Here is a 12,793-nt window from a genome sequence, read left to right as displayed (position 1 = left end):
AGCGTCGACCCCCGCACTCACCGCGGGATAGCTCAACCCCAGCAGCAGCGCGATCGCGAGCCCTGCGAGCCCCGCGACGATCGGCACGAACCGCCGCCCACCGAAAAACGCGAGATAGTCCGGGAATTTGAGTGTCGAGAAGCGGTTGTAGAAATCGCCCCCGACCAGGCCCGACACGATCCCGATCGGCACCTGCAGCTTGTCGATCGCCCCCGCCTTCCACGCCGCGGACAGCGTCGCCTTCGCTGCCTCGGGCACGCCCGCCAGAGTCTCGGTGGGAACGGTCAGGAACACCTGCGCACCGTTGCCCGCGACGAGGTAGCACACGATCCCCGCCATTGCCGCCGCGCCGTTGCCGTCGCGCGCGAATCCGGTCGCGACGCCGATGGCGAACAGTAACCCCAGATGCGCGAAGATCGCATTGCCCGCTGCGGCGAGGAAGTCCAGATTCGTGCCAACCAGCGCGGCGATATCGGGCTGCCCCAGCCGGAGCATCAGCCCCGCCACCGGCAGCACCGCGATCGGCAGCATCAGCGCACGGCCCAGCGGCTGGAGGAACGCCATCGGCGATGTCATATGATCGTCTCCTCGGCAAAATCGCGGGCCAGCGCACGGACGTCGCCGGCGGATTCGCATGCCAGCGCGGCCGCGGCATGGACCTGCGCCCGCGTGACCGACACTGCGCCGACCGCCGCGCGCGTCGCCGCCACGCGTCCGGGCGGCACCGACAGCGAGGTCACCCCCAGCCCGATCAGGATGGACACCGCCAGGGGGTCCGCGGCCAACCCGCCGCACACCCCGACGGGCACGCCGTGCCGCGCCGCACCCTCGCACGTTGCCGCGACCAGCCGCAGCACCGAAGGATGCAATCCGTCGATCCCGGCTGCGACCGCCGGGTTCCCGCGGTCCATCGCCAGCGCATATTGCGTCAGGTCGTTGCTGCCGATCGACAGGAAGTCCGCGCGCGCCGCGATCAGGTCCGCGCCGATCGCCGCCGCGGGCGTCTCGATCATCGCGCCCAGCGACACCGGCCGATCGCCGCGCACCCGGTCGAGCACCGCGCGCACCGCGTCGAGTTCGGCAACGCTCGCGACCATCGGCACCATCACCTTGACGGGCCCCGCATCCGCGGCATCGAGGATCGCGGACAGCTGCGTCTCCAGCACCGCCATATGAGCCAGCAGCACGCGAACCCCGCGCAGCCCCAGCGCGGGATTCTCCTCCCCCGCGATCGCCAGATAGGGCGCCGGCTTGTCGCCGCCGATATCGAGCAGCCGGATCGTCAGCGGACGCCCCGCCAGCGCGGTCGCGATCGCACGATAGTCCGCCGCCTGTTCCGCGCGCGTCGGCGGCGTCGCGCGATCGAGGAACAGCAGTTCGGTGCGCAGCAGCCCACAGCCCTCCGCCCCGTTCGCGACCGCCGCCGCCGCTTCCGCCGCAGTCCCCAGATTGACATGCACCGCGATCCTGACCCCATCGCTGGTGGTGGACGCTCGCCCCTCCGCCGCCGCGGCCCGCGCCGCACCCTCGGCATCGCGCGCGGCATCGACGCGTCGCTGCGCCGTCGCGAGCGCCGCCGCGTCGGGCGCAGGCCACAACGCGCCCGCATCGCCGTCGAGGATCACCGTCGCGCCGTCGCACACCGTCTCCAGCGCGCCACCGATCGCGACCAGCATCGGCACGCCCAGCCCCGCCGCCATGATTGCGACATGCGAGGTCGGCCCGCCGCGCACCACCGCGATGCCCGCCACCGCGGCCGGATCGATCGCGGAGAGCTGCGACGGCAACAGGTCGTCCGCCAGCAGGATCGTCCCCGGCGCTAGCACCGGCGCTTCGGGCTCGGTCCCCAGGATCGCGTGCGCCAGCCGCCGGCCGATATCGATCAGGTCGTCCGCCCGCTCCGCGATCCGCGCATCGATCGAGCGCGCGAGCCCCGCCGCCTGCGCGCCCGTCACCGCCAGCGCCGCCGCCGCGGCAGACTGCCCGCCGGCGACCGCAGCCTCGATCGCCGCGAGCAGCTCGTCGTCGTCGAGCATCGCGCGGTGCGCCGCAAGCACGCCGTTGCCCGCAGCCTCCGCGTCGAGCCGCGTGCGCAGCGTCGCGAGTCCCGCCGCCAGGGCGGCGCGCTCCGCCGGAACGCCCGCCCCGACCTCGACGACCGCCGGCGCGCCACCGCGCAGCCACGTCGCGGTGCCGATCGCGACCCCCGGCGCGGCGGGCACCCCCGCCAGCGTCCCCGCGATCGGTGCGGTCGCGAAGACCGGTGCGGCCCGCGGCGTCTCCGCCTCGTGCGCGGTCCGCAGCACGTTGCCGACCGCAGCCACCGCCGCCGCCGCATCGCGTCCCTCAGCCGACACCGTCACCCGCGCGCCGCACGCCGCGTCGAGCCCGAGCATCCCCGTCACGCTCGTCGCCGAGGCGCGCCGATCGCCGCACGCCAGCGTCGCGGTCGCCGCCAGCGCGCGCACCGCCGCCGCGATCCGCGCCGCGGGCCGCGCATGGAGCCCGTGCGGCAAGGCCACGACCACGATCTCCTCCGCCGCACCCTCGCCGACGTCACCCGCCGCCGCGCCCGACCGCGCCACCACGCGGAACAGCGGATCGCCGACTGAAACCAGCCCCTCGCCCGCGACGTCGACCAGCGCGAACCCGTCCCCGGTCGTCAGGATCACCGGCGTCGCCGCCGCGCTCGCGCCCGTCACCACCAGGTCCAGGTCGAACCGGATCAGCGCATCCCCCGCCTTCACCACCGTGCCGGTCTCGACCAGCCGCGTGAACCCGCGCCCGCCCAGCGTCACCGTGTCGATGCCGATATGGATCAGCAGCTCCGCGCCGCCCGCGAGTCGCAGCGTCACCGCATGCCCCGCCGCATGGATCGTCAGCACCGTCGCGTCGCACGGCGCGTAGAGCGTGTCGCCGGTCGGGTCGATCGCGACGCCCGCGCCCATCATTCCGCCCGCGAACACCGGATCGGGCACCTCCGCCAGCGGCATCAGCCAACCCGCCAGCGGTGCGCGCAGCATCGTATCGGCCATCATTCCCCCTTTTGCGCGCCGGCATCGCCCAGCGACACCGGCCCCACGATCCCCGATTCGCGCGCCGCGACGGACTCGACGATCAGGACGATCGTGCGCGCCGCCGCCCCCGGCGGCATCGCCGCGACGATCGCGCCCGTTCCCGGATCCGCCTTCGCCGCGACGCGCCGCCCGTCGATCCACACCTCCGCCGGTCCCGAAACCGCGCGGAACGCGAGCGTCCCGCCCCGCTCCACGACGCGCCGACGCGGCGTCACCACCGCGCGATAGACCCGCCACCCCGCGGTCGCGTCCGCCGGCGTCGGCACCCCGCTGCGCACGAAGGCCCAGCTGTTGTTGTCCCCGTCCGCGGGCGCCAGCGACGCGTCGGGCCGCGGGGCGAGCAGCGGCGAGCGCCGCCACCCCGCCACCGCGGTTTCCGCCGGCACCACCGCCACCTGCGCGCGCGGCGCGGTCGCCACCCGATCGACCCGCAGCGTCGCGGGCGCGAGCCCTGCCGCCCGCGCCACGATCGTCACCGCCCCGCGCCCGACATCCGCCTGCACGATCGCCTGCGCCAGCCCGTTGAACAGTGCGCGCGCGGGCGCCTTCTCGCTCTCATGGCTGTTCGGATCGCCATTGCCGACGCCCAGCAGCGTGCCGCCCTCGACGGTGAACGTCGTCGCGAGATTCGCGGTCGGCACATGCCGCCCCGCCGCATCGACCGCGGAGATCGTCACCGGCTGCGCATCCTCGCCGTCGCCCGCCATCACCATCCGTGCCGGCATCAGCCGCAACGCCACCGGCGCGCCCGCGGTCTCGTGCACCGCGCGCGCGACTTCGCGTCCACCGCGATACGCGATCGCCTCCAGCCGCCCCGGCGCATACGGCACCGACCAGCTGGTCCCCATCACCCGGTCGACCGCCTGCGCGCCGATCGCCTTGCCGTTCAACCGAAGCTCGACGCGCTCGGCATTCGACATGACGAGCACGTCGATCGCCTGCCCCTCGCGCCCCGGCCACGTCCAGTGCGGCGCGATCGACACGACCGCGACGTCGTCGATCCAGTGCGCGCGGTGGATATCGAACGCGGTCTTGGGAAACCCGCACAGGTCCATCGCGCCGAAAAAGCTCGAGATCGTGGGCCACGCATAGGGCGTCGGCTCGCCATGATAGTCGAACCCGGTCCACACGAACGTCCCCGCGACGAAGCGCCGCGCGACGATCGCGCCCCATGTCCGGCGATGCGTATCGCCCCAGCTCGCCGCCTCGACGTCGTACGAACTCGCGACATGCCGCGCCGGATCGCTCACGAACGCGCCGCGCGTCTCGAACGCGCTGGTGTCCTCCGAACTCGTGATCGGCAGCCGCGGGTTCAGCGCGTGGAATTTGTCGTAGTCTCCCTGATAGTAATTGAACCCCATCACGTCGACGACCTGCGAGACGTTGACGGGGTCGTAGAACGCGCCGTTCATCGCCGCGGTCACCGGGCGGCTGTCGTCCAGCCGCTTCACCGCCGCCGCCATCCGCCGCACCATCGCCACGCCCGCGGGCGTCCCCTGCATCGGCTCCTCGTTGAACACCGACCACAGGATGACGCACGGGTGGTTGCGATCGCGCCGCACCATCCATTCCAGCTGCGCGAGATAATCGGGCGCGGGATTGAACTGCCGGTTCTCGTCCATCACGAGGAACCCCATCCGGTCGCCCAGATCGAGGAATTCGGCGGCCGGCGCGTTGTGCGAACAGCGTATCGCGTTGCACCCCATCGCCTTCAGCCGCTGCAACCGCCACGCCACCAGCGCATCGGGCACCGCGACGCCCACCCCGGCATGATCCTGATGGACGCACACGCCCTTCAGCTTCACCGGCGCGTCGTTGAGGAAGACCCCCTCGTCCGCATCGAACCGGATCGTGCGGAACCCGATCGGCACCCGCCGCTCGTCCACCGTTACCCCATCCCGTCTCACGCGCGCGCGCACGGAGTATAAGGTAGGCCGCTCGACCGACCACAGCGCCGGCACGCCCGCCGCCAGCGACAGCGTCGCCATCCCGCGGTCGAGCGCCCCGACCGACGCGTCCGCCGACGCCGTCGCGACCACCCGCCCCGCGGGATCGAGCAACGTCGCCTCGACCGTCACCGTCGCGGCCGCCGCCTCCGCGCTCGCCAGCGTCACGCTCACAGGCACGCGCCACGCGCCGTCCGCTTCCCGCCGCGGATCGCAATGCACCCCGTCGGTCGCGATCGAGACGGGCGCGCGCACCGCCAGCCACGCATGGCGGTACAGCCCGGCGCCTTCGTACCACCAGCCCTCCATCGCCTCCGCATCGACGCGAACCGCGATCACGTTCGCCTCGTCGCCGAACCGCGCGAACGGCGTCATGTCGATCTCGATCGCGGTATAGCCAGACCAGCTGTGCGCGACGACGCTGCCGTTGATCCACACCGTCGCATGCGTCGCGATCGCGTCGAACGTCAGCGCGATCATCTTGCCGCGATCGGCGGGGTCGAGCCGCAGCGTCCGCCGATACCAGCCGATCCCGCGCGGCCGATAGCCCTGGCTCGCGTTCGCGCTTGCGACGAAGGGCTGCGCCGACGCCCAGTCGTGCGGCAGCGACACGCGCGCCCAGTCGCTGTCATCGAAATCGACCGCCGCCGCGCCGGGCGCGGTCCCCGCCTTCACGCTCAGATACGTCTCGTGATGCCCCTTGGGGGGCACCGGAACAATGTCGCCCTCGTGGAACAGCCACCCGCGATCGAGCAGCGTCCGCGACGGATCCTGCACCGGCAGCGGCGGCGGCAACGCGGTTTCGGGCGCAGGCATCGGAAACCCGCCCGGCACGCCCGTCGCTGCCCGCCCGGCGACCGCGACCGACGGCGCCAGCGTCGCCCCCGCCGCCCCCGCCAGCCACTGCCGCCGATCGATCCTCACGCGATCCGCACCCCGCCGATCCACGTCGCCACCGCGCGGAAATCCGCATCGAGCTGCACCCAGTCCGCGCGCCGCCCGGCCGCGAGCACGCCGCGCTCGGCGCTCAGTCCCAGGAACGCCGCCGGGTTGGTCGCCGCCATCGCCGCCACCGTCGCCGGCCCGACGCCCAGATCCGCGACCGCGTTCGCCACCGCCTGTGCCATGTCGAGATCGGACCCCGCCAGCGTGCCGTCGGCATACATGCACACGCCGTTCTCGACACGGATCGCGCGTCCCTGGAGCACGAAGTCCTTGTCGACCGCGCCGACCGACGACATCGCGTCGGTCACCAGCATCATCCGCTCGCTCCCTCGCGCACGAACCGCCACGCGCAGCACCGCGGGGTCGACATGCACCCGGTCCGCGATCAGTCCGCACCACGGCCGCGCATCGTCGAGCGCGGCGCCCACCAGCCCCGGCGTCCGCTGGAGCATCGCGGGCATCGCGTTGAACAGGTGCGTGACGCCCGACAGCCCCGCGTCGAACGCCCCGATCGCCTCGTCATAGCTGGCTTCGCTATGCCCCGCCGACACGCGCACGCCCGCCGCGACCAGCGCCGCGATCGTCGCCACATCGGTCAGCTCGGGCGCGATCGTCACCATCACCCGCCCGCGCCGCGGCGTCGTCAGCAGCGCGATCGTCTCCGCGTCGAGCCGGCGGAACCGCGCCGCGTCGTGGATGCCCTTGCGCGCGACGTTCAGGAACGGCCCCTCGATATGGACGCCGACCACCCCCGGAACGCCCGCCGCGATCGCCGCGTCGACCGCGTCGAGCGCCAGCGCGATCCGGTCGGGCGTGTCGCTGATGAGGGTCGGCAGGAACGCGGTGGTGCCGTATCGCGCATGCGCCGCGCCGATCGCGGCGATGCCCTCCACGCTCGTCTCGTCGTTGAACAGCACGCCGCCGCCGCCGTTCACCTGCGTGTCGACGAACCCGGGCATCAGCCAGCCGCCCGCCAGATCGATATCGCCGCCATCGGCCCAGGGCGTGATCGCCGAGATCCGGTCGCCCTCGAGGTCGATCGCGGCGCCGGCCCACACCGCGTCGCCCGCGACGACGTTGCCGTTCGTGAAGCGCAGCATCGTCATAGCGTGCGCGTCACCTTCGCCAGGAACGGCGGCGAATCGGGATCGAGCCCGCGCCGCCGCGCCAGCTGCTCGGCCATCCCGTAGAAGCTGGCGAGCATCAGGATCGGCTCGATCGCGGGATGCGCCTTTATCGCGGGCAACAGCGACGGGCCGCCCGCGCGCGCCAGCAGCACGTTCGCGCCGCGCGCGGCGAACTCGTCGGTCACCGCGACCACGTCGTCGCCCGCGGCATCCGACGTCGCCAGCGCCAGCAGCCGGAACCCGTCGCGCACGATCGTCATCGGCCCGTGGCGGACCTCGGCGGCGCTGAACGGCTCGGCCTGGATCGCGCAGGTCTCCTTCAGCTTCAGCGCGCATTCCTGCACCACGCCAAATCCGTAGCCGCGCCCGATCACGAACATCTGCGACACGTCCGCCAGCGGCTCGACCGCCGTGCTCCAGTCCTGCGCAACCGCCACCGCCAGCGCCTCGGGCAGCCCAGCCACCGCCGCGGCCAGCGCCTCGTCGCCCGACCACGCCGCGACCAGCCCCGCCAGTCCCGCCATCGCCGCGATGCACGATTTCGTCGCCGCGACCGACCGCTCCGGCCCCGCGCACAGCGCCAGCAGCGTGTCCGCGCGCTCGGCGAGCGGCGACGTCTCGTCGTTGACCAGCGCCGCGACATGCGCGCCGCCCGCCGCATGCGCCGCGACCGTCGCCAGCAGATCCGGGCTGCGCCCCGATTGCGAGATCGCGATCGCCAGCGCGCGCCTGGTCGTCACGGTCCCCTCGAACAGCGACACCACCGATGGCGCGGCGGAGGCGACCGGCACCCCCGTCATCGTCTCGATCAGGTATTTGCCATAGGTCGCGGCATGGTCCGAAGATCCGCGCGCGCAGGTGACGACGACATCGGGCGGTTCGCGCCGCAGCCGCTCGCCGAGCGTCCGGAACGCGTCAGCGTTGCGCGCGAGCAGATCAGCGATCCGCGCGGGCGCCTCCTGCGTCTCCGCGCGCATCAACGTGGTGGTGTCTGCAAGCGTCATGGCGTGGTCTCTCAAAGGTCGGAAAGCTCGGCGACGAAATCGTACGAATCGCCGCGGTAATAGGATCGCGTGAACTCCACCGCGCGGCCGTCGCGCAGGAAGCTGTGGCGCTCGATCAGCAGCCCGGGATGCCCGGTGTCGACCCCCAGCATCCGCGCGTGTTCCGCCCCGAACGGCACCGCGCGCAGCCGCTGGAGGGCGCGCACCGGCCGGTGGCCCGACGCCTCCAGTGCGGCGTAGAGCGAGGTGTCCACCGCCTCGATCGCAGACAGGCAGAACCCCGCGATCGTCGAGATCTCCAGCGCCATCGGCACCTCGTCCGCCAGCCGCAGTCGCTGGAACCGGAACACCCCCGCCCCCGGGGACAGCCCCAGCGCCATCGATTCCTCCGGGCTCACCGCGCCCGCCGCGCGCGATACCCACACGCTGCCCGGCACCCGCCCGCGCGCGATCATGTCCTCGGTGAACGACGACAGCTTCGCGAAGTTCTTCTCGACGCGCCCCGCCACGAACGTTCCCGCGCCGCGTCGCCGGGTCAGGAGCCCGTCCTCCACCAGCCCCTCGATCGCCTTGCGCACCGTGATCCGCGAGACGGCATAGTCGCTCGCCAGATCGCGCTCGGGCGGGATCGCGTCGCCGCGCGTCACCTGCCCCTCCGCGATCGCGGTCCGGATCAGCGCCTGGAGCTGGAGGTACAGCGGGGCCGGATCGTCCTCCCTGAACCTGCCGATCCTGTCCGATAACGCCATCGGCGCCGCCCCCGCTCGCATATCCGCTGGATGAAACCCCGCCGCCGCGCCCGGGCACGTCGGCAGATGATTGGTACTTAATGTCTTGGATTGGTCCTGTTGTCCAATCCGTTCTTGAGCGCACACACCACGCCCGCATCGGTTCGTCGCCGCGGCGCGATCGCGAACCCCATCGACGCGATCACCGGCGCTTCCGGCGCGGCAAGTACGCTGGCCGACGCATGCACCTCGCGCACCCCGGTCGTGTCGAGGATCGCGTCGAGCGTCTCCGGCCGCACCCCCGATCCGGCAAGGATCGCGCATCGCTCGCCGGCCTGCGCGACCATTGCCCGGATCGTCTCCGCCCCCGCAAGCGCAGCCGGCGCGCCACCCGAGGTCAGGATCCGATCGAACCCCAGTGCGACCACCGCATCGACAGCCGCCACCGGATCGTCGACGACGTCGATCGCGCGGTGGAAGGTCAGCGCCACCGATGCGTCGATCGCGATGTCGTCGCGCCACCGCGCGACGCCCACCCAGTCGATCTCGCCGCCCGAACAGGCGCCGAATACCAATCCGTCGACCCCCGCCGCGACCAGCGCGCGCGCCTCCGCGATGGCGGTCGTCAGGTCATCCGCGTCATAATCGAACCCGCCGGCGCGCGGGCGTACCATCGCGTGGACGCGCACGCCCGCGCGCCGGCATCGCGCCACCGATTCCGCGACCAACCCGGCGGAAGGCGTCAGTCCGCCCAGTTCGAGCGCGGAACACAGTTCGATTCGATCCGCACGCCCCGCGATCGCCGACTCGACCCCCGCAACCGAATCGACGCAGATCTCGAGCAGAAAATCCTGACTTCCCCGGCCCCTCGCCTGTTCACCCACCCGCTCGATCATCCCGTTCCCCGCCCCGAAACCGGGGTCCCATATCCGCCAACCGTCTGCAAGCACGATACTATTCATATATGAAACATACTTGCAATTTTTTGTTGGTATCTATGGTCTAGATTGGTTATCCATTGCTCCGTCGACGCGATGCGAACCCCTGCCGCCGTAACGAGCAGGGATCGGCGGGATCGCGGCGACCGCCTCCAGCGACGAGGCGAGGATTTCAGGGGATCGGCGCTGCTGGGCGGATCCCGAGGGGTGGGGCTGACCAATGCACGTACGACACATGATCCTGTTCACGACCGCGCTGACCGGCGCGCTGCCTGGCTTCGCCGGCATCGCGCAGGCGCAGACGACCGCGCCAGGCGGCCAGTCGGCGACCGAAGAGGCCGGCGGCGACATCGTCGTCACCGGCTATCGCAAGAGCCTGACCGACGCGATCGAGATCAAGCGCAACGCCAATTCGATCGTCGACGTCATCAGCGCCGAGGACATTGGCAAGCTTCCCGACAGCAACATCGCCGATTCGCTCGCGCGGCTGCCCGGCATCACCGTCGATCGCCAGTTCGGCGAGGGCGAGCAGCTCTCGATCGCAGGCGTCGAGCCCGCGCTCAACCGTCTCCTGATCGACGGCCATTCGATCGCCTCGGCCGACTGGGGCGGCAACCCCTCGGATCGCTCGAGCCGCTCGTTCAACTATTCGCTGCTGTCGCCCACGATCATCAGCTCGGCGATCGTCTACAAGACCCCCGAGGCGCGTCTCCAGGAAGGCGCGATCGGCGCCACCGTCGACGTCGTCACGCGCAAGCCGCTCGATCTGAAGCCCAACACGATCGCGGCGACCGGCGGCTACGAGTATAACGATCGCGCCAACCGCGGCAGCTTCCGCGGCTCCGCGCTGTACAGCTGGCACAACGACGCCGGCACGATCGGCATCCTGGGCGCGGTCAACTACGACAAGGAACAACTGAGCCGCGCGGGCGTCGCCTCCTACTGGTATCGCACCGGCGCCGCGCTGCTGGAGAACTACCCGAAGGACGCCAACGGCAACATCGTCTATGCCGGCGCGGGCGGCACCGTCGCCACCGGCCCGACGATCAACGGCGCGCGCCCCAACGCCGCCACGATCGCCGCGTTCAGCAACGCGCGCTACGCCTCGTTCCTCGCGCGCGAATTCTTCCGGCAGGAGCGTGAGCGGATCGGCTTCTCGGGTGCGATCCAGGTCAAGCCGACCGACAACCTGACGCTGACGGGCACCGCGCTCCTCATCCGCGGCAACTACGACAACCTGTCGAACTCCGAATATACCTACGGCTTCGAAGGCTCGCGGATGACCGCGGCGACCTTCACGCCGGCGTCGGGCAACAGCCCAGGCATCGTCACCTCGGCGACGTTCACCGGCATCACCTCGGGCACCGGCGCGACCGGCCAGCTCGACACCAACTTCCGCCGCACCCGGATCAAGAACGACACCTATACCGGCCTGCTCGACTGGAACCCGGACGGCTGGAAGATCACCGGCAATGCGGGCTACACCCGGGCGACCGGCGGCAAGCAGCCCGAATATCTGCTCGATTTCCGGACGCAGCAGGGCTTCACCGCGGGCGCCAACGGCCGCGAGACGCTCGTCAACTGGCAGTTCCCCGCCAGCGACGCGACGAAGTGGCTGAGCAACTTCTCGGCCGCCGGCGGTGAGAACATCACGGATGGGAACCGCAGGTTCTTCGGCCGGCAGATCGGCGGAATCCCGCTCCAGTCGGGGTTCACGCTCGATCGCGAGTTTTTCGGCGAGCTGAACTTCAAGCACGAGGTCAGCTTCGGCCCCGTCACCGAGCTGCTGTTCGGCGGCCGCCTGTCGGATCACAAGAACGGCAACACGACGTTCAGCAACGCGATCTACACCAACCAGAACTTCACGCTGAACGACCTGAACCCGTACGTGCTCGATGCCGATCTGTACAACGGGCTCGGCACCTCGGGGAATGGCACGCCCTATGCCACGCTCGATCGCAACGGCATCATCGCCGCACTGCAGAAGTACGGCAACTTCACGGTCGATCGCGGCCTGTCGAAGAGTGAATACTGGCGTGTGAAGGAGAAGATCGCGTCGGGCTATGTCCAGGCGAACTTCGAAATGGGCAAGCTGCGCGGCAACCTGGGCGGCCGCTACGTCTTCACCCGCGACGAATCGACCTTCTACCTTCAGAGCAACGGCATCTTCGGGCTGACCCGCGTCAACAAGGATGACAACCGCTTCCTGCCGTCCGCCAACCTGATCTTCCAGGCGGGCGACGACGTGGTCCTGCGCGGATCGGCGGCGAAGGTCATTGCCCGTGCCCGTTACGGCGATCTCGCCGGATCGCTCTCGCTCGACGACGCGACCCGTTCGGGCAGCGGCGGCAACCCGGATCTGAAGCCCTATGCGGCGACCAATTTCGGCGCATCGGCGGAATGGTATTTCGCACCGGGCAGCTTCCTGTCCGGCGAGGTGTTCTACCGCGACATCTCGAACTATATCGGCAACCAGGTCGATAACGGTCCCGACGGCAACGGGGTCGCCTTCACGAACGTCGTGACCGGCCAGACGCTTCGGTACGCGATCTCGCGCCCGGTCAACGGCGGCAAGGCCTCGGTCACCGGCTTCTCGGTGTCGGGCAACACCGCGCTGAAATGGGGCTTCGGCATCCAGGCGAACTACACCTTCTCGGATGCGGACACGCCGTTCGCCAACGGGCTGCCGTTCCTGTCGCGCAACGTCGTGACGGTGGTGCCGTATTTCGAGAGCGGGCCGTTCCAGGGGCGCGTCAGCTACAACCGCCGGTCGAAATATTTCTACCGCTTCGGTCGCCAGCAGTCGTCGGACTATACGGACGCCTATCGCCAGCTGGACCTGTCGGCCTCCTACTCGATCACCAAGAACGTCCAGCTGACCGCGCAGGCGTCCAACCTGCTCGACGAGACCTATTACCAGTACAGTTCGACGCCGGACGCACCGACGTCGATCTACAAGAACGGTCGCGTCTTCTCGATCGCGGCGTCGGCGCGGTTCTGACGCGGCATCCTTCCCCCGAGGGGCGCG

General features: G+C 70.8%; 8 protein-coding genes (1 of these 8 running past the window's edge). 1 reads left to right on the top strand and 7 read right to left on the bottom strand.

The window, feature by feature from the left end:
* From nagE to ACV7NO_RS05410, 7 genes are all read right to left on the bottom strand, one after another.
* Positions 1-576 carry the 5' end (the start) of an N-acetylglucosamine-specific PTS transporter subunit IIBC gene (nagE, locus tag ACV7NO_RS05440; RefSeq protein ID WP_463405002.1) on the bottom strand. Its footprint begins 1,131 nt before the window's first position, so only the first 576 of its 1,707 coding nucleotides appear in the window; the start codon lies at positions 574-576; the stop codon falls past the left edge of the window.
* Positions 573-3,035, bottom strand: coding sequence for a phosphoenolpyruvate--protein phosphotransferase (ptsP, locus tag ACV7NO_RS05435; protein ID WP_463405001.1), 2,463 nt, complete (start codon positions 3,033-3,035; stop codon positions 573-575). The genes nagE and ptsP overlap by 4 nt, the downstream gene beginning before the upstream one ends.
* The gene (gene galA, locus ACV7NO_RS05430) at positions 3,035-5,947 is read right to left on the bottom strand and encodes a beta-galactosidase GalA (protein ID WP_463405000.1); all 2,913 of its coding nucleotides are present in this window, start codon (positions 5,945-5,947) and stop codon (positions 3,035-3,037) included. The genes ptsP and galA overlap by 1 nt, the downstream gene beginning before the upstream one ends.
* Positions 5,944-7,074, bottom strand: coding sequence for an N-acetylglucosamine-6-phosphate deacetylase (nagA, locus tag ACV7NO_RS05425; protein WP_463404999.1), 1,131 nt, complete (start codon positions 7,072-7,074; stop codon positions 5,944-5,946). Before nagA ends, galA begins: the two co-directional genes overlap by 4 nt.
* Positions 7,071-8,099 carry an SIS domain-containing protein gene (locus ACV7NO_RS05420; RefSeq protein WP_463404998.1) on the bottom strand — a complete coding sequence of 343 codons (1,029 nt, stop codon included), beginning with the start codon at positions 8,097-8,099 and terminating at the stop codon, positions 7,071-7,073. Before ACV7NO_RS05420 ends, nagA begins: the two co-directional genes overlap by 4 nt.
* A gap of 11 nt (positions 8,100-8,110) precedes the next feature.
* Positions 8,111-8,848: a GntR family transcriptional regulator gene (locus ACV7NO_RS05415; RefSeq protein ID WP_463404997.1), complete on the bottom strand. Its 738-nt coding sequence runs from the start codon at positions 8,846-8,848 to the stop codon at positions 8,111-8,113.
* A 77-nt stretch (positions 8,849-8,925) separates the two neighbouring features.
* Positions 8,926-9,789 (bottom strand): copper homeostasis protein CutC, encoded by an 864-nt coding sequence (locus tag ACV7NO_RS05410; protein ID WP_463404996.1) that lies wholly within the window; start codon positions 9,787-9,789, stop codon positions 8,926-8,928.
* Positions 9,790-10,000: 211 nt separating this feature from the next.
* On the opposite strand from ACV7NO_RS05410, the gene ACV7NO_RS05405 reads away from it, so the two are divergent.
* The gene (locus tag ACV7NO_RS05405; RefSeq protein WP_463404995.1) at positions 10,001-12,766 is read left to right on the top strand and encodes a TonB-dependent receptor; all 2,766 of its coding nucleotides are present in this window, start codon (positions 10,001-10,003) and stop codon (positions 12,764-12,766) included.
* The last annotated feature ends 27 nt before the right edge of the window (positions 12,767-12,793 follow it).

The organism is Sphingomonas sp. Ell38C01, from assembly GCF_055231975.1.
The sequence above is the reverse complement of the archived record's forward strand: the minus strand, read 5'-3'. Positions and strand labels throughout refer to the sequence as shown.